The sequence below is a fragment of the Curtobacterium sp. MWU13-2055 genome (genome assembly GCF_023242305.1).
In the GTDB taxonomy this organism is placed as follows: Bacteria; Actinomycetota; Actinomycetes; order Actinomycetales; family Microbacteriaceae; genus Curtobacterium.
In genome coordinates, this window is the sequence record NZ_JALLIO010000007.1 from 119,729 (window position 1) to 136,049 (window position 16,321).

At 69.9% G+C, this 16,321-nt stretch carries 15 protein-coding genes and 2 tRNA genes; 4 read left to right on the forward strand and 13 right to left on the reverse strand.

The annotated features are described in order from the left end of the window. Nucleotides 1–66: 66 nt before the first annotated feature. From tig to M4960_RS14525, 3 genes are all read right to left on the reverse strand, one after another. Entirely contained in the window at nucleotides 67–1,374 is a 1,308-nt protein-coding gene (gene tig / locus M4960_RS14515; RefSeq protein WP_159572754.1) for a trigger factor, read from the reverse strand. Nucleotides 1,375–1,426: 52 nt separating this feature from the next. Further along, a tRNA-Pro gene (locus M4960_RS14520) sits at nucleotides 1,427–1,503 on the reverse strand. A gap of 93 nt (nucleotides 1,504–1,596) precedes the next feature. Next, nucleotides 1,597–1,887, reverse strand: coding sequence for a hypothetical protein (locus tag M4960_RS14525; RefSeq protein ID WP_248704608.1), 291 nt, complete (start codon nucleotides 1,885–1,887; stop codon nucleotides 1,597–1,599). Nucleotides 1,888–1,939: 52 nt separating this feature from the next. Between M4960_RS14525 and M4960_RS14530 the strand changes: the two genes are divergently transcribed. Continuing rightward, nucleotides 1,940–2,010 (forward strand) — tRNA-Gly (locus M4960_RS14530). Between the two features lie 142 nt (nucleotides 2,011–2,152). Here the strand turns inward: M4960_RS14530 and M4960_RS14535 are convergent. The 7 genes from M4960_RS14535 to M4960_RS14565 all read right to left on the reverse strand — a co-directional run bounded on the left by M4960_RS14535 (nucleotide 2,153) and on the right by M4960_RS14565 (nucleotide 11,209). Beyond that, nucleotides 2,153–2,443: a DUF1905 domain-containing protein gene (locus M4960_RS14535; protein WP_248704609.1), complete on the reverse strand. Its 291-nt coding sequence runs from the start codon at nucleotides 2,441–2,443 to the stop codon at nucleotides 2,153–2,155. 225 nt (nucleotides 2,444–2,668) lie between these two features. Next, nucleotides 2,669–3,568: an endo-beta-N-acetylglucosaminidase H gene (locus M4960_RS14540; RefSeq protein WP_248704610.1), complete on the reverse strand. Its 900-nt coding sequence runs from the start codon at nucleotides 3,566–3,568 to the stop codon at nucleotides 2,669–2,671. 28 nt (nucleotides 3,569–3,596) lie between these two features. Beyond that, entirely contained in the window at nucleotides 3,597–6,605 is a 3,009-nt protein-coding gene (locus M4960_RS14545; RefSeq protein ID WP_248704611.1) for a glycoside hydrolase family 38 C-terminal domain-containing protein, read from the reverse strand. A 50-nt stretch (nucleotides 6,606–6,655) separates the two neighbouring features. After that, nucleotides 6,656–8,068, reverse strand: a complete 1,413-nt coding sequence (locus M4960_RS14550) for a cellulase family glycosylhydrolase (RefSeq protein ID WP_248704612.1) — start codon at nucleotides 8,066–8,068, stop codon at nucleotides 6,656–6,658. After that, nucleotides 8,068–9,042: a carbohydrate ABC transporter permease gene (locus M4960_RS14555; RefSeq protein ID WP_207896044.1), complete on the reverse strand. Its 975-nt coding sequence runs from the start codon at nucleotides 9,040–9,042 to the stop codon at nucleotides 8,068–8,070. Before M4960_RS14555 ends, M4960_RS14550 begins: the two co-directional genes overlap by 1 nt. Beyond that, entirely contained in the window at nucleotides 9,039–9,917 is an 879-nt protein-coding gene (locus M4960_RS14560; protein WP_111084508.1) for a carbohydrate ABC transporter permease, read from the reverse strand. Before M4960_RS14560 ends, M4960_RS14555 begins: the two co-directional genes overlap by 4 nt. Next, entirely contained in the window at nucleotides 9,917–11,209 is a 1,293-nt protein-coding gene (locus M4960_RS14565) for an ABC transporter substrate-binding protein (protein ID WP_248704613.1), read from the reverse strand. The genes M4960_RS14560 and M4960_RS14565 overlap by 1 nt, the downstream gene beginning before the upstream one ends. Before the next feature lie 115 nt (nucleotides 11,210–11,324). On the opposite strand from M4960_RS14565, the gene M4960_RS14570 reads away from it, so the two are divergent. From M4960_RS14570 to M4960_RS14580, 3 genes are all read left to right on the forward strand, one after another. Further along, complete coding sequence (locus tag M4960_RS14570; protein ID WP_248704614.1) at nucleotides 11,325–12,356, forward strand: LacI family DNA-binding transcriptional regulator; 1,032 nt, start codon at nucleotides 11,325–11,327, stop codon at nucleotides 12,354–12,356. A gap of 101 nt (nucleotides 12,357–12,457) precedes the next feature. Then, nucleotides 12,458–12,790 (forward strand): hypothetical protein, encoded by a 333-nt coding sequence (locus tag M4960_RS14575; protein ID WP_123293983.1) that lies wholly within the window; start codon nucleotides 12,458–12,460, stop codon nucleotides 12,788–12,790. Between the two features lie 102 nt (nucleotides 12,791–12,892). Further along, nucleotides 12,893–13,045: a hypothetical protein gene (locus tag M4960_RS14580; RefSeq protein WP_159572741.1), complete on the forward strand. Its 153-nt coding sequence runs from the start codon at nucleotides 12,893–12,895 to the stop codon at nucleotides 13,043–13,045. Nucleotides 13,046–13,053: 8 nt separating this feature from the next. Here the strand turns inward: M4960_RS14580 and M4960_RS14585 are convergent, their stop codons facing one another. From M4960_RS14585 to M4960_RS14595, 3 genes are read right to left on the reverse strand one after another with little or no spacing between them, the layout of a single operon-like run. Further along, a complete protein-coding gene (locus M4960_RS14585; RefSeq protein ID WP_248704615.1) occupies nucleotides 13,054–13,917 on the reverse strand; it encodes a DMT family transporter in 864 nt (287 codons plus the stop codon). Between the two features lie 13 nt (nucleotides 13,918–13,930). Beyond that, entirely contained in the window at nucleotides 13,931–14,593 is a 663-nt protein-coding gene (locus tag M4960_RS14590; RefSeq protein ID WP_111084503.1) for a response regulator transcription factor, read from the reverse strand. A 39-nt stretch (nucleotides 14,594–14,632) separates the two neighbouring features. Next, nucleotides 14,633–16,189, reverse strand: coding sequence for a sensor histidine kinase (locus tag M4960_RS14595; protein ID WP_123293985.1), 1,557 nt, complete (start codon nucleotides 16,187–16,189; stop codon nucleotides 14,633–14,635). Nucleotides 16,190–16,321 lie beyond the last annotated feature (132 nt).

Here is a 16,321-nt window from a genome sequence, read left to right on the forward strand (position 1 = left end):
AGACGGGAGGCACGGTGCCAGCTGGCACCGTGCCTCCCGTCTGTATCGCTGGTGGCGTCGAGTTCGTTACTCGGCGTCCTCAGCAGGGGCCTGCGCGACGCCCGCCGTGAAGGCGGACAGGTCGACTGCGTCGCCGTTGGTGTCCTTGACGGTCACCTTCGACAGGACGGTCGCGACAGCCTTCGAGCGGGCGACCTCGCCGACCATGCCCGGGATCTGGCCGTTCTGGTCGATGACCTTGATGAACTCGGCCGGCTCCATGCCGTACTGCGCAGCAGCCTGGATGAGGTACTGGGTCAGTTCCTCCTGGGAGACCTGGATCTCCTCCTTCTCGGCGATGGAGTCGAGGAGGATCTGCGAGCGGAAGGCCTTCTCGCTGGACTCGGAGACCTCCTTGCGGTGCTCGTCGTCCTCGAGGCGGTTCTCCTGCTCGAGGTGACGGTGCACCTCGTCCTCGATGAGCTGCTCCGAGATCGGGATGTTGACGTCCTCGATGAGCTTCTCGACGAGCTTGTCGCGAGCCGCGGCGCCCTGACCGAAGGTCTTGGACTTCGCGATCTGCTCCTTGAGGTCTGCCTTGAGCTCGTCGATCGTGTCGAACTGGCTGGCGATCTGGGCGAACTCGTCGTCGGCCTCGGGGAGCTCGCGCTCCTTGACGGCGGTGACGGTGACGGCGATCTGGGCGGTCTCGCCCTCGCGGTCGCCACCGACGAGCTTCGACTCGAAGTTCGTCGACTCGCCGGCGGTCAGGGACTCGAGCGCCTCGTCGATGCCCTCGAGCAGGTCGCCGGAGCCGATCTCGTAGGAGACGCCGGTGGCCGAGTCGACCTCGTCGTCGCCGATGCTGGCGGTCAGGTCGATCTGCGCGAAGTCGCCGGTCTTCGCCGGACGGTCGACGGTCACGAGCGTGCCGAAGCGGGTGCGCAGGTTCTGCAGCTCCTCTTCGATCTCGTCGTCCGACACCTCGACGGCGTCGACGGTGAGCTCGTACGCGGAGTAGTCCGGCAGGTCGAACTCGGGACGGACGTCGACCTCGAAGGTGAGGACGAGGTCGCCCGCGAAGTCGGCGAGGTTCGGCAACTCGGCGACGTCGGCCTCGGCACGGCCGAGGATGCGCAGCTCCTGCTCTTCGACCGCCTGGCGGTAGAAGTTGTCGATGGCGTCACCGACGGCGTGGTTCAGGACCTCGCCACGGCCGACGCGCTGGTCGACGATCGCCGGCGGGACCTTGCCCTTGCGGAAGCCGGGGATGTTGATCTGCTCGGCGATGTGCTTGTACGCGTGGTCGATGCTCGGCTTGAGATCTTCCGGCGTCACGTTCACGGTGAGCTTGACGCGGGTGTCGCTCACCTTGTCGACGGTGCTGGTGGCCACGGGATGTTCTCCTGTTGGTTGACGTTCGTGTGGTCGATGGTTCTCGAGGACCTGGTCGGGGCGACAGGAGTTGAACCTGCGACCTCCCGCTCCCAAAGCGGGCGCTCTACCAAGCTGAGCTACGCCCCGTTTGACTGGGCCAGGGTGTCCGCGCGCGCCGAAGGGCGCATGCGACGCCGATGAGTCTAGCGGTCCCCCGGTGCGCGGTTCCCGGGAGGGACGTCACTCGTCCGCTGCGGCGCGTCGCAGGCCGTTGCGCCACCGCACGCCGACCACCACCTGAACCCCGAGCGCCGCGACAGCGAGCACGATGCCGACGACGATCCGCCACACGTGCAGCAGGGCGTGCGCGGGCTGCGTCTGCGGATCGCCGAACAGCTCCGGGCGCATCGAGAACACGATCGCGGCGAGGACCACCAGCGCGTACGAGACCACCCGCGACCAGCGGATCGTGCGCTCGGCGCCGGCGTCCGGCTTGGGGATGACGCGCCCTGGCATGTCGTGCTCGTTCATCCGGTACTCGTTCGTCCGCTACGATGGTCGGGCTGCGACACGTGCGCAGCGCGGGGATGTAGCTCAATGGTAGAGCCCCAGTCTTCCAAACTGGCCACGCGGGTTCGATTCCCGTCATCCCCTCTCTCGTTCCTCCCTCTGTCTACGGTCGCCGCACGGTGCAGTGTTCTCCGGCCCGTGCACGGTTGCTTGCTCAGTGCGAGGTTGTTCCGGCGCACCGAGCGATCAACGTCGCACGAGGCGAACACGCGCGCACCGTGCGTCGTCAGGGACTGCCGAGTTCGAGCGTGATCTGCGGGGCGTCGCCGAGTTCCACCCGGGCACGCTTGCGCTCCGCCGCACGCAACGGCACGAGGTACCCGCCGTCCTTCGGGAACAACGAGGTGGTCCAGGTCACGGCGCCGATCGTCACCCGGGCGGGGATCACACCCCACCCGTAGGTGAGCATCGGCGCGAGGTCGGCGATGACCTCGGCGGCGTCCGGCGGCACGACGGCGAAGAAGAAGGGCGCCGGGCCGCGCCACTCGATCACCTCACCGCGGAACTCGAGCTCCATGTCGCGATCGTACGGCCGCGCCGTCGAGCGCGCCGGACCGGGCTTCGATCTCGGTCCATGACGGTTCCGGTTCACGATCACCGGGATCTGCGAACCGGAACCGTCGAGCGCAAGGAGGAACTGGTGCCTCCCCGGAGCCAGCGGGACGTGGACGACGGACGCGCCCCGTGCCTCCAGGCCGGAACCGGGGAGCACGGGGCGCGAGCAGCCGTCAGGACGGAAGGGTCAGCGGTACGACGCGGCCTGCCCGTAGAGCTTCTGCGTCAGGGCGGAGACGTAGGCGGACTTGTCACCTCCCGGCAGGTTGTACGTCATGAAGACGCCGTACCCGTCCGCCTTCGTGCGCTGCGCGAGCGACACCGCCGTCGACTGCGAGGTGTTCTGGATGTCCACCGCGGCAGCGGACAACCTGGACTTGTCGAGTCCCGGGATCGACGGCGCCGAGTACGTGCCGTAGTAGGGGTTCCAGGCGTAGTCGAGCTTCGAGCCGACGGTGCTGCTCGACGACGACAGCGAGGACGAGGCCGGGCCGATGTCGTAGAACGAGATGAGCTTGCCGGGCATCTGGGCACGCAGCGCGGTGATGAGCCAGCCGATCGACTGCTGGTTCGGCTGCGGGGTGCCGTTCGCGCCGTAGTCGGAGTACTCGTCGTCGAGGTCGACGCCGTCGAGTCCGTACTTCGACACGGTGGCGGCGATCTGGGACGCGAAGTCCGACGCCGCGGCCTGGGTCGGGAAGTTGGCGATGCCCGCACCCTGGTGGTTGCCGAGGACCGACAGCGACACCTTGATACCCTTCGCCTGCAGCGGCTTGATCTGCGTGGCAGCGTTGTCGAGGGTCGCCTGCACCTTGTCGTTGTTGACCAGAACTGCCTTGGAGCCGTTCCAGTTGATGTTCGCCGCGAAGATGATCGCGACGTCGAAGGCGTTCGCACCGCCGGACAGCGTGTAGCGGCCGACGTTCGCGAGCTGGTCGTTGTTGACCTCGACGTAGGCGATGCTCGTCGGCCCGGACTTGGTGGCAGCGGCCGATGCCGGTGCTGCGGTGGCTGCGGACGGCACCAGCGGCGCCGCCACCATCGCGGCGATGGCCGCCACGATCCCGAACTTCATGGACTTCTTCATGTCATTCCTCCTTGAATGGGTCGGTCGTTCAGTTGTGTGGGAAGCGGAAGGTGCGGACCTCGTAGGCGTCGACGGCGAACGAGGACGCGTCGACGGTCCCGGCCGAGGCCAGCGGCTCTTCGAGCAGGGTGACCTCGGCAGCCGGTCCGAAGGGCCCGTCGACCGCGATCCCCCCGGTCCCCCGCCGCCCCACCGGCTCGTACACCCGCACGACCAGGTCGCCGGAGCGGTCGTCGGCGAGCTTGACGCTCGACAGCACGACCCCGCCGGACACCCGCACGAGCGGCGCGAACCCGTGCGTCCCGGTGACGGTCCGCGCGCCGGCGTTCATCCGGACGCCGGCCGCGGTGGCTCCGAGCTGGTCCGTCCCGATGACGATGCCGTACCGGTGCGTCTGCACGCCCTGGTCGGTCTCGGGGTCGGGGAACCGCGGTGCGCGCAGCAGCGACAGCCGCACGGTGGTGGTGACGTGCCCGTCAACGGCGTCGCGGGTGGTGTCGAACCCGTGGATCGAGTCGTTCACGAGCGCGACGCCGAAGCCCGGCTCGGACACCAGCACGTAGCGGTGCATCGACGTCTCGAACTTCGCGGCCTCCCACGAGGTGTTCGTGTGCGTCACCCGCTTCTGCGCCCCGAACTGCGTCTCGGCGACGGTGTGCTCAGCGCGGACGTCGAGCGGGAACGCGACCTTGAGGAACTTCTCGGTCTCGTGCCAGTCGGTCGTCTGGTCGAACTCGAGCGTGCGGGAGTCCGGTGCGAGGACGATCTCCTGCCGCACGGTCGAGTCGCCGAAGGACCGGGACACGACGACCCGTGCGACCCCGGCGTCGTCGACCGAGGCCTCGAGCGACGAGACGTCCACCAGGTCCTCGACCCGATTCCGGTAGTACCGGTCGACGTCCCACGCGTCCCACATGTTCGGGAAGTCCTGGTGCAGCTGCAGCAGGTTCGCGGTCTGCCCGGCGGCGATCGCCTCGCGCCCGCTGGCCAGGTCGACGGCGCTCGTGACGAGTCCCTGGTCGGTGACCGTGACACGCACCAGCTCGTTCGCCAGCACGTACCCGCCGTCCTGCTCCGTCAGCGTGACAGCGGTCGGTTCCGCCACGTCGGTCGCCAGGACGGCGCCCTGCGCGGGTGCGCCGGCCTGGAGGAACGGGGCCGGGTTCACGACGACGGCCGCGTCTCCGGCACCGGCGAGCGCCGAGAGCGCCTGGCCGATGATCGCGGTCAGGGCTGCGGCCGTCTCGGCGTACTTCGCGACCGCTTCGCGGTGCACCCAGGCGATCGAGGTGCCCGGCAGGATGTCGTGGAACTGCTGGAGCAGCACCTGCTGCCACAGGGCGTCGAGCTCGTCGTACGGGTAGGCGAAGTCGCTGCGTGCGGCGGCGGTCGTGGCCCAGAGCTCGGCCTCGATGAGGAGCTGTTCGCACCGGCGGTTGCCCTGCTTGGTGCCGTGCTGGCTGGTCAGGGTGGCGCGGTGCAGTTCGAGGTAGAGCTCCCCCACCCACACGGGCGGGTCGGTCAGCTCGGACTTCGCACGGTCGAAGAACGTGTCGGGGTGCTCCCAGCGGACCTTCGCGCTGCCCTCGAGGTCGGCGAGCCGCGCAGCCGTGCCGGTCATCTCGCGGGTGGTGCCGCCGCCGCCGTCGCCCCAGCCCACCGGGGCGATCGACCCGGTGGCGAGCCGGTTCTCACGGAACTGGCGGGAGGCCTTCGCGACCTCGCTGCCGGACAGGCGCGAGTTGTAGGTGTCCATCGACGGGAAGTGCGAGAACACCCGTGAGCCGTCGATGCCCTCCCACAGGAACGTGTGGTGCGGGAACTTGTTGACCTGGTTCCACGAGATCTTCTGCGTGAAGAACCACTCGAAGCCAGCACGGCGCATGAGCTGCGGCAGCGCCGGCGAGTACCCGAAGCTGTCCGGCAGCCAGACGCCCTTGGGCCGGATGCCGAACTCGCGCTCGAAGAACCGCTGCCCCTGCGAGAACTGGCGGACGATGCTCTCGCCGGTCGGCATCACGGTGTCGGACTCGACCCACATGCCGCCGATCGGCAGGAACCGACCGGCCTCGACGGCGGCCCGCACCCGGGCGTAGACCTCGGGCCGGTGCTCCTTGATCCAGGCGTACTGCTGCGCGCTCGACATGCCGTACAGGAAGTCGTCGGTCTGGTCGATGAGCTCGGTCATCGTCGAGGTGGTGCGGGCGACCTTGCGGATCGTCTCGCGGACCGGCCAGAGCCAGGCGGAGTCGATGTGGGCGTGGCCGATCGCCGAGATTGTGTGCGCCGAGGATTCTGCGGGGGCGGCGAGTACGTCGGCGAGCGCCGCACGCGCGTCACCCGCGGTCGCAGCGATGTGCTGCAGGTCGAGTCGGTCCAGCGCGTCGTCGAGGGCCTGCAGGATCCGCATCCGTCGCGGTCCCTCGGGCAGCTCGGCCTGCAGCTCGAGCAGGACGTCGATGTCGAGCGCGAGCTCGTGCACCTCGGACTCGAACACGGCGAGGTCCATCCGGCGCGAGGTGTACAGCCGCTTCGACGATGAGGTCTGGATGTCGCCCTCGTGCGTGACGAGGAAGGGGTGGTAGTCGAGCAGGACGGGGTTCGACGCCGCCTCGACGTAGAGCTCGATCGTCTCCCCACCCTCGGCCCGTTCCGTCAGCAGCACCCACTGGTTGCGCGGGTTGATCGACTTTACCGGCGTGCCGTCGGCCAGGTAGACGAGCCCCTCGCACTGGAACCCCGGCATGTTCTTGTCGAAGCCGAGGTCGACGACGGCTTCCACCCGGCGTCCGGCCCACTCGCTCGGTACCGTCCCGGTCAGCCGGAACCAGGTCGTCCCCCAGGCCGCACCCCAGGGCGTGCCGACCTCGTACGGTTCGAAGGTGAGCTGCAGGCCCTCGGTCGGCGGGACGGGCTCACCGGGCAGCTCGTGCCACGCGGTCTCCAACGGCACGGCGGTGGCGTGCACCGCCGGCGTGATGCGCTCGTCGAGGACCCGGCGGGCCCGTCCGGTGGTGAGGGGGATGTCGTCGTGCATGGAGCCTTCCAGGGTCGGGGCGTGGGCGCGGGTCAGTGCGTGGTCGAGGGTCAGCGCGTGGTCGCGGGGTGCGCGACGCGGATGGAGGTGGAGTCGAGCTCGGCGGGCACGTCGACGCACCGGTCGATGCCACGGGCGGCGAGCATCCCGGTGTCGCCGAGCCGGGACCGCAGGACGACCTGCGGGCCGCGACCGTCCGGTTCCGCCGACGCGACCGCGAGCCAGGCGGCGGCGAACCGTCCGCCGGGGGCACAGTCGGCACGCATCCCGTGTCGGTCCGAGCCGTCGGGCAGCACGTCGTCGAGCACGAGCGCCGTGGCCGGAGGCGCAGCAGCGGTGCCGGTAGCACCGGACCGTGCGACAGCGGCGAAGGCCTCGCCCGCGGGCTTGATCCGGCCGTCGTTGGTGAAGAGCCCGAGGTCGTACTCGAGCTCCGGGAAGTCGGCGAGCGACCTGGCGACGTCGTGCGAGCACCACCACGTGACACCGAGCACCTGCTGCGCCCCGAGCACGTGCCGGATGGTCTGCTCGGTGAACGAGGCGGCGTCCTCCGGGGCGACGACGTTGGTGGGCGCCCCGACTTCCTGCAGCCAGTTCGGCCGTGCGGGGTCGCGGTTCCACGCGGCGGCGAGCTGGAGCAGGTACTCCCCGTGCCGCACCGATCCCGGTCCGAGTGCGCCGTGCAGGGCCGCCGAGCCGTTGAACACCCACGAGTGCGTGACGGTGGCGTCACCGTGGTCCGCCGCGTGCTCCGGTCCGAACGGCTGCGCGTCGTCGTACCAGGCCGCGTCGTACTGCGCGACGGTGACCAGCGGCCGTGGACGCGACCCGCTGCCGGACGGGGCCGACGCGGACGGGTCGACCCGGGCCTCCAGGCCGGACGAACCGGACGAACCGGACGAACCTGCCGAACCGGACGGACCGGACGGACCGGACGCGAGCCCGGACCGTGCCGCCGCGACCATCGCTGCGGCCCACGCGTGCCCCTGCTCCGCCGTGATGTCGTGCGGGGCGGGGTGCGGCGCGTGCGCGAACTGGTTCACCTCGTTGCCGATGGTGATGCCGAGCAGGTTCGGCTTGTCCGCGACCGCTGCGGCGAGCGCCCGGACGTACGCCGCGGTCGACGCGACGACGTCCGGGTCGGTGAACATGTTCCGACGGTGCCAGCTGTCCAGCCACGAGGGCACGAAGTCGAAGCTCGACAGGTGCCCCTGCAGGGCGTCGACGTTGACGTCGAGTCCGAACGAGCCGGCGATGTCCACGACCGTCGCGACGTCCTGCAGTGCCGACGCCCGGATGAGGGTGCGGTTGGGCTGGACCACCGGCCAGAGCGGGAAGATCCGCACGTGGTCGGCGCCGAGCGAGGCGATCGCCTCGAGGTCCCTGGCGGTGTCCGACGGTGAGAAGTCGAGCCACGAGTGGAACCAGCCGACCGAGGGCGTGTAGTTGACCCCGAAGCGCATCAGCCCTTCACACCGCCCTCTTCGACGCCCTTGAAGAAGAAGCGTTGCAGGACGGCGAAGATCACGGCGATCGGGATGAACGCGATCATGGTGCCGGCGGCGATCATGCGCTGGTCGGTCGCGAACGTGCCCTGCAGGTACTGCAACCCGACGGTCAGGGTGAGGTTCTCCGGCGACTGCAGCACGATGAGCGGCCACAGGAAGTCGTCCCACGCCCCGATGAACGAGAAGATCGCGATGACGGCGATCGTCCCCTGCACGGCGGGCAGCGAGATGTACCGCAGCCGCTGCATCGCGTTCGCACCGTCCATCACCGCGGCCTGGTCGATCTCCTCGGGGATCTGCCGGAACGCGTTGAACATGAGCAGCACGTTGAGTGCGGCGATCATGCCGGGCAGGGCGACGCCGACCAGGTTGTCGGCCAGGCCGAGGTCCTTGACGGTGACGAACTGCGAGATGATCGTCGCCTCGCCGGGCAGGACGAGGGTGGCGAGGAACAGTCCGAGCACGAGCTTGCGGTGGCGCCACTGCAGCCGCGCGAGGGCGAAGCCGGCGAGGGTCGCGAAGACGATGTTGCCGAACACGTCGATCGCGGCGACGAGCAGCGAGTTCCCGATGTAGCGCCAGACCGGGATCGCGGCGGCCACCTTGAGGTAGTTCTCGATGGTCGGCTCGGTCGGGATGAACGACGGGTTCGCGGTGTAGATGTCCTCGCCGGCGCCCTTGAGCGAGGTGGACAGCTGCCACAGGAACGGGCCGATCGTGATGAAGAGCACCACGATGAGCAGGACGTAGCGCACGACCTTCTCGCGGGTGGACATGACACCCCAGACCGCGCGACGGCGCTTGCGTCCGTCTCGTCCGTTCGGCCGGGAGGCCCGTCCCGCGTCCGTCGCGCCCGTCACGTCCGGCGTCGGGCTGGCTGCGCCGCGCGCCCCGCCCAGGGCGGGTTCGGTGGTCGTCGTGTTCGTCACTTGTCCGCCTTGCTGTTCATCCGCGCGAGGGCGAGCATCGGGATCAGCGTCACGACGAAGAGCAGGAGGCTCAGGGCGGACGCGTAGCCGAGGTTGCCGGTGAAGCCGCGGGCGTACTGCTGGATGAGCATGACGAGCGAGTTGTCCTGCCCGCCGGGTCCACCGGTGCCGTTGGTGAGGATGTAGAGCTCGCTGAACACCCGGAGCGCGGAGACGCACACCAGGATCCCGACGAGCGTCATGGTGCCGCGGACCCCCGGCATGGTGACCGACCAGAACCGGCGCACCGATCCGGCGCCGTCGAGGGCGGCCGCTTCGTGCAGGTCCTTGCCGACGTTCCCGAGGGCCGCGAGGAAGATGATCATGTAGTAGCCGAGGCCCTTCCAGACCGTCAGGCTGATCGCGCTGAGGAGCAGCAGCCACCGGTCGGTCAGGAACGGGACGCTGCCCTGCACGACGCCGAGCGCCTGCGCCATCTCGTTGATGACGCCGCGGTCGTCGAGGATCCAGGTCCAGATGAGCCCGACGACCACGGCCGACGCGATGACCGGCGTGTAGAACGCCGTGCGGAAGAACGCGATCCCCGGGAGTTTCTGCTGGACGAGCACCGCGATGAGCAGCGGCAGCACGGTCAGCAGGGGCAGGCAGATCGCCATGTAGATGACGCTGTTGAGCAGCGCCTCCCACACCTGCGGATCGGCGAGCAGGGTCTCGAAGTTCTTGAGCCCGACCCACTGGCTCACGCCCCCCAGCGGGCTGGCGTTCGTGAACGACAGCCGGACGGTGTTGATCGACGGCCAGAGGCTGAACGCGACGAGCCAGACGAGGGCCGGCAGGACGAGCAGCCAGGGCGTGAACCAGCGGTTGGCGCGCATCAGCCGTTGGCCAGCAGGCTGTTCATCTTGGTCTGGGCGGTCTGCAGCGCCTTCTCCGGCGCCACCTGGCCCTTCATGGCGAGGGCGATCTGCTGGTCGAGGAAGTCCGTCATCGCGGAGTTCGCCTCGACCGGGTTGAGGACCTTCGCGGTCTTCAGGGCCTCGTTCGCCAGGACACGGGCCTCACCGTTGACGGTGCCGTCGTCCTTCGAGAAGTACGGGTCGGACTGCGACGACGTGGTCGACGGGAAGATGTTGACCTTGTGCGCGAACGCCTCTTGGTTCTCCGCGTTCGTCATGAACTCCGCGAACGCCTCGGCGGTGGCGAGGTGCTTCGACTTGGCCGACACCGACAGGCCCTGCACGTAGAGCGGCGGGGTGTCGAGGGCCGGGCTGACGGTGACCTTGCCCTTGAGCGACGGGTTGTTCTTCTCGAAGTCGGCGAGCGAGGTCGCGCCGCCCGTGGTCCAGGCGACCTTCTGCTGCGTGAACAGCGTCGAGTTGCCGAGGTAGTCGCTGTTCAGCACGTTCGAGGGCATGTAGCCGTCCTGGTACGCGTCCTTATAGCGCTCGATCAGGTCGGCGGCCTTCGACGAGTCGGCGAAGGTGAACTTCGTGCCGTCCGCGTTGAGGACCTTCACGCCGGCCAGGGTGAAGTCGCCGAGGCCGGGCTTCCGGCTCATCAGGTAGTCGGTCGGGCAGTTCTCGTGCATGGTCTTCGCCTGCGTGAACAGCTCGTCGGTGGTCTTCGGCGGGTTCTTCGCGTCGAGGCCGCACTTCGCGAACATCGTCGCGTTCCAGTAGTCGACATCGGTGTTGAGGTACCAGGGGTAGCCGAACGTGCCGTCGACGCCCTTGTACTTGTAGGAATCGAGCGCGCCGGCGACGTACGTGCTCGCAAGCTTGGTGTCGTCCTTCGCGACGTCCTGCAGGAACCCGCGCTTCGCGAGCGGCAGGGCGATGTCCGGCGGCAGGTTGATGACGTCGGGCAGCGAGTTCGACGACGCCTGGCTGAGCACCTTGTCGGCGTAGCCGTCGCCTGGCTGGTCCTGCAGCTTGACCTTCGCGTCGGGGTGGGCCTTCTCGAAGTCGGCGATCACCCCGTTCAGGTAGCCCGTGTACGTCGGCGTGAGCGCCCACGTCTGCAGCGTGATCGACCCGCTGATCTCCCCGCTGCCGGTGTCGGCCGCGTTGCCGCCGCTCGAGCAGCCGGTCAGGACGAGTGCCGTGGCGGCAGCTCCTGCGAGCAGCGCTGCGGCGCGGCTCCTCGTCGCACGTGTGGTGGTCCTCATGGCGTCTGACTCCCTCGTCATCCTGCGTGGTCATCGTGCTGAACCGGTTCAGTTCCTGTCCCTGAACCCGCTTGTGGCAGTGACTATGAAGGACTAAAACGCTATAGTCAAGCCCGTGGCCACGAACCGTCGAACGACGATCTCCGACATCGCCGCACGCGCCGGCGTGTCCGTCAGCGCTGTGTCGTTCGCCCTCAACGACCGCCCCGGCGTGTCCGACGAGACCCGCGAACGCGTCCGCGCGATCGCTCGCGAACTCGACTGGCAACCGCACACCGCAGCACGCGCCCTGGGCGGCGCGAAGGCCGGCTCGATCGGCTTCGTGCTGAACCGGCCGGCCCGCACGCTCGGCACCGAGTCGTTCTTCGGCGACCTGATCTCCGGCATCCAGCTCGGGCTCGCCGGCACCCACGTCGGGATGAACCTGCTCGTGGCACGCGACGCGGCCGAGGAACTCGAGACCTACCGGGCCTGGTGGCGCGGGCACCGGGTCGACGGCGTCGTCGTCATCGACCCGCGGCGCGACGACGACCGGCTCACCCTGCTCGCCGAACTCGGCATGCCCACGGTCGTCGTCGGCTCCCACCCCTCACCCGAGGGCTCCGCACCGAGCGTGTGGATCGACGACGGCGACGCGACCGACACGGTCCTGCGGTACCTGCACGCGCTCGGGCACCGGCGGATCGCGCACGTCGCCGGGCGCCCCGAGTTCGAGCACACCGCCATGCGGATCGGCCGCGTCCGGGCCTTCGCGGCGACCGAGGGGCTCACGGACGCCGTGTCGATCCCGACCGACTACTCGGCCGAGGCCGGCGCGAGTGCGACCCGGACCCTGCTGTCCCGCAGCAGTCGGCCGACGGCGATCGTGTACGACAACGACGTCCTGGCGGTCGCCGGGCTCGGGGTCGCGAGCGAGATGGGCGTCGCCGTGCCGAACGACGTCTCGATCGTGTCCTTCGACGACTCGGCGATGATCCAGCTCGTCCGGCCGTCCATCACCTCGCTGACCCGCGACACCGTGGAGCTCGGGCAGCGCGCGGCGACACTCTTGCGCGCGCAGATCGACGCCACTGCACCGCTGGCGTCACGGCCCGGACCACCACTGACCTTGAGCGTGCGGGAATCGACGGCGCGCGCGCAGCCCTGACCCGCCGTCGACACCATCCGACACGCCCAGCAGGTGTCCCGCCGAGGTCCACGGCACGCGGCGGACTTGACTCTCGTTCGAACACACGTTCGAATACCGTCGTGGGACGGCGTCGCGAGAACCGGTGGCAGCCCCCGGAACACCCGGAGGTCGAACGTCCGCGCGCCTACTCGCTCTCAGAGGACGCCCGCGGGCCCGACGTCTGCCACGCCGTCACCCCCGTGCCGGTCTGGGCGTGGATCCAGTTCCCGACATTCCACGTCCGGGTGAAGGCCTTCGCGAAGAGCTGGACCCGCGATGCCGTCATGGTCGAGTGGGCCCAGTTCGGACAGCAGGCGGACGCGTGGGTGTGGCGGTCCGCCGTGAAGCACCGCACCCTGCGCGCCGACCAGGCGGAACGCGCGATGCGGAGTCCGCAGAACGCAGCGCGTTGACTTCTGCTCGCACCCCGAGGATGGTTTAGCGAACACCGGTTCGGCAAGTAACTCACTGATCGAGGCATTCGTTCGAGTGCCGCTCCGGGACGAGGAGGCACCATGAAGAACACAGCGGTGCCGTCCTGGGTCGCCCACGTGCTCACCCCGCCCGAGGTCATCAGCGCCTACGTCGAGGCCCGGGTCAACGATCCGGCCCTGCTGTCGGGCGAGCACACGGAACCCACGTACGCCGACTTCCTCGGCGACGAGTAGACGGTCGTTCAGCGGCGTCGGCGGCGCGCGGACAGCGTGACGCCGACGCTGGCAGCGGTCACGCACACCAGCGCCACCGTCTCCAGCACGGACAGCCCCTCGCTGAGCACCACGAGGCCGGCCAGCGCGGCGATCGCCGGGCCGAGACTCTGCAGCACGCCGAACACCCGCGTCGGCATCCGCCGCAGCGCCAGCATCTCGAGGGCGTAGGGCAGCACGCTCGACAGCACCGCGACCGCGCCGAAGACGAGCAGGAGCACGGGTTCGCGGGCCACGCCGTCGATCGCGGACGGGAGCCCGAACGGCAGCGACACGAGCATCGCGACCACCATCGACACCACCAGGCCGTCGACACCCGGGATCGCGGCGCCGACGTGCCGGTTCATCACGATGTAGCCCGCCCAGCACGCCGCCGCGAGCACGGCCCAGACCACGCCGCCGACCTCGGTCACGGCGCTCGGGCCGACCCCGAGCAGCACGACGCCGGCGAGCGCCAGGGCGGCCCAGAGCGCGTCCCGCCACCGCCGGGTGTGCACGAGGGACAGGGCGAGCGGACCGAGGAACTCGATCGTCACCGCGACCCCGATCGGGATGGTCGCGAAGGCGAGGTAGATGAAGACGTTCATCCCGCCGAGCGCCAGCCCGAGGCCGACTGCGCCGAGCCACTGCGCGCGGGTCCAGTGCCCGATGCGAGGACGGACGACCAGCGCGAGCACCACCGCGCCGATGACGAGCCGGAGCGTCGCGGCCCCGACCGCGCCGACGTCGTCGAAGTGGGTCTTCGCGATCGCGGCACCGAGCTGGACGGACACCATCGCGGTGAGGGCGAGCAGCGGAGCCGGGATCCGGTCGGTGCCGCGGGCCTGGTTCATCCGCGGGACCGGCTCATCCGAGGTAGGCGAGCACGGCGAGGACGCGGCGGTGGTCCTCGCCGGTGTCCTCGAGCGCGAGCTTGCCGAAGATGCTCGACACGTGCTTCTCGACGGCGCCGGTGCCGATGACGAGGGCGCGGGCGATGGCTGCGTTCGTGCGCCCCTCGGCCATCAGGCCGAGCACGTCGCGTTCGCGCGGGGTGAGCGCGGCGAGGGGGTCGCGCCGTCGGCTCATCAACTGCGTGACGACCTCGGGGTCGAGCACGGTTCCACCGGCGGCGATCCGACGAACGGCGTCGTCGATCTCCTCGAGCCGGGTGACGCGGTCCTTGAGCAGGTAGCCGATACCCGTCGCACCGGCGGCGAGGACGTCTTCGGCGTAGGTGGCCTCGACGTACTGCGAGAGGAGCAGGACCCCGGTGCGCGGGGCGATCCGGCGGGTCTCGACGGCGGCGCGGACGCCTTCGTCGGTGAAGGTCGGCGGCATCCGGACGTCCATGACGACGACGTCGGGAGCGCCGTCCGGCAGCGTCGCGAGGAACGCGCGGGCGTCGGCGTACTGGCCGATGACGTCGATGCCGGCTTCGTCGAGCACGCGGGCCAGGCCCTCGCGCAGCAGGACGGCGTCGTCGACGACGACGGCCCGGATGCGTGCTGCATCCGGGCCGTCTGTCATGCCGACCAGCCTAGTGGGAGCGCGGGCGCTCCCGTGGGGTCACGACCGCGGGTTCGCCGTCGTGGGGACGCCGTTCAGGGCACCGAGCGGGATCCGCGCCGTGGCCTCGGTCGGGCCGCCCTCGGGGCTCGCGACGACCAGGTCGCCGTCGAGTGCGCGCATCCGGCCGATCAGGCCCTCGATGCCGTGGCCCTGCTGCGGTCGTGCTCCGCCGCGGCCGTCGTCGGTCACGCTGACGGTCAGGTACCAGAGCCCGGAGGCGTCGACCACGAGGCCGAGGTACACCCCGGCGGTCGTGGCACCGGCGTGCTTCATGGTGTTCGTCAGGAGCTCGCTCACCGTGAAGTACACGTTGCGCTGGATCTCCGTCGCGAGCTCGAGACCCTCGGGCAGGCGGACGTCGAGGCCGACCGGGATCGGGGTGCGGGCGACGAGGGCCTCGAGGGCCGCCACCAGCCCGCGGTCGAGCAGGATCGGCGGGGCGAACCCGCGGGACAGCGCACGCAGTTCGTCGAGGGCGTCCTGCGCGTGCTCGGAGGCCTCGCCGATCAGTTGCTTCGCCTTCTGCGGGTCCTTCTCGAACGCGCGTTCCGCTGCCGACAGGTCCATCCGGAGCCGCACCAGGCGCTGCTGGGGGCCGTCGTGCAGGTCGCGCTCGATCTGGCGCAGGGCCTGCCCCTCGGCGGTCACGGCACCGGCCCGGGAGGCCTGGAGTCCGGCGACGCGCTGCTCGAGCTGCTCGGCACGGAACCCGCCGAGCAGACCGAAGTCCACCCAGTAGTGCGCGATGACCGAGCCACGGGCCCAGAGCGGGAACAGCACGACCGAGGCGGCCATCGACAGCAACCCGAGGAACCCGAACCCGACGACGGAGGTCATGTCCCACCCGAAGTACTGCGCGCTCAAGCCGTTCGCGAACGCGACCACCGCGAGTCCGACGGGCCAGAGGAACCCGGCGAGCAACAGGACGCCGGCGCCCACGGTGAAGAGCGCGACGAGCGGGTACACGACCGCTGCGTGCAGCAGGTAGAGCCAGTAGTGCGGGTTGGCGACCGCGGAACCGGTCCGCGTCCACCAGTTCTGCTGCCAGCGGGGCGTCCAGTCCACCGGGCGGATCGGACGCCGGTCGGCCCATCCGATGCGGAGCTTCTCGAACTGTCCGAGCCACCGCGCCACGAACAGTGCGATGAAGAACATCAGCAGCACGAACGGGTTGAACAGGTCGCGGAAGCCGCCGCCGAAGATCGCCGCGGGGAACGCGAAGTAGAGCGTGCAGAGCAGCACCCCGGTCAGGGCCATGTAGCCGAAGTCGCGCGGCAGGCGCTTCCACGACTCGCGGTAGAACGCGCCGGCGGTCATGCCGGAGCCCGCACTGCCGCCCCGGCCGCCACCCGGTGCCGATCCGTTCGGCGGGGTCGCTCCCCACGACGCCGGCGGCGTCTGCTGGTCGTGCTGTCGCGGGTACTGCGGCATCGGCTTGGTGGCTCCAGGTGGGACGGAGTCGCCCAGCGGGACGGTCTGGGCCTGGTCGGGCGAGGGCGTGACGTCGTCCAGCGGGACGGTTCGCGCCTGGTCGAGGCGGTCGGTGTCGGTCATGACTCCAGCCTCGCGATCACGGGGCCGTTCCCCCATCCTGCCCCCTCCCCACCCCGGGTGGGGTTATCCCCCCTCTCCACAGATCTCCCGAGGCCGATCGTCGCGGGACGGCCCGCAGGACATGCTCGTGGT

Coding starts and splice junctions, on each gene's coding strand:
- M4960_RS14585 (WP_248704615.1), bottom strand. CDS start 13,917: ATGAACCAGGCCCGCGGCACCGACCGGATCCCGGCTCCGCTGCTCGCC.
- M4960_RS14565 (WP_248704613.1), bottom strand. CDS start 11,209: ATGAGGACCACCACACGTGCGACGAGGAGCCGCGCCGCAGCGCTGCTC.
- M4960_RS14545 (WP_248704611.1), bottom strand. CDS start 6,605: ATGCACGACGACATCCCCCTCACCACCGGACGGGCCCGCCGGGTCCTC.
- M4960_RS14595 (WP_123293985.1), bottom strand. CDS start 16,189: ATGACCGACACCGACCGCCTCGACCAGGCGCGAACCGTCCCGCTGGAC.
- M4960_RS14525 (WP_248704608.1), bottom strand. CDS start 1,887: ATGAACGAGCACGACATGCCAGGGCGCGTCATCCCCAAGCCGGACGCC.
- M4960_RS14535 (WP_248704609.1), bottom strand. CDS start 2,443: ATGGAGCTCGAGTTCCGCGGTGAGGTGATCGAGTGGCGCGGCCCGGCG.
- M4960_RS14590 (WP_111084503.1), bottom strand. CDS start 14,593: ATGACAGACGGCCCGGATGCAGCACGCATCCGGGCCGTCGTCGTCGAC.
- M4960_RS14560 (WP_111084508.1), bottom strand. CDS start 9,917: ATGCGCGCCAACCGCTGGTTCACGCCCTGGCTGCTCGTCCTGCCGGCC.
- M4960_RS14550 (WP_248704612.1), bottom strand. CDS start 8,068: ATGCGCTTCGGGGTCAACTACACGCCCTCGGTCGGCTGGTTCCACTCG.
- M4960_RS14580 (WP_159572741.1), top strand. CDS start 12,893: ATGAAGAACACAGCGGTGCCGTCCTGGGTCGCCCACGTGCTCACCCCG.
- M4960_RS14540 (WP_248704610.1), bottom strand. CDS start 3,568: ATGAAGAAGTCCATGAAGTTCGGGATCGTGGCGGCCATCGCCGCGATG.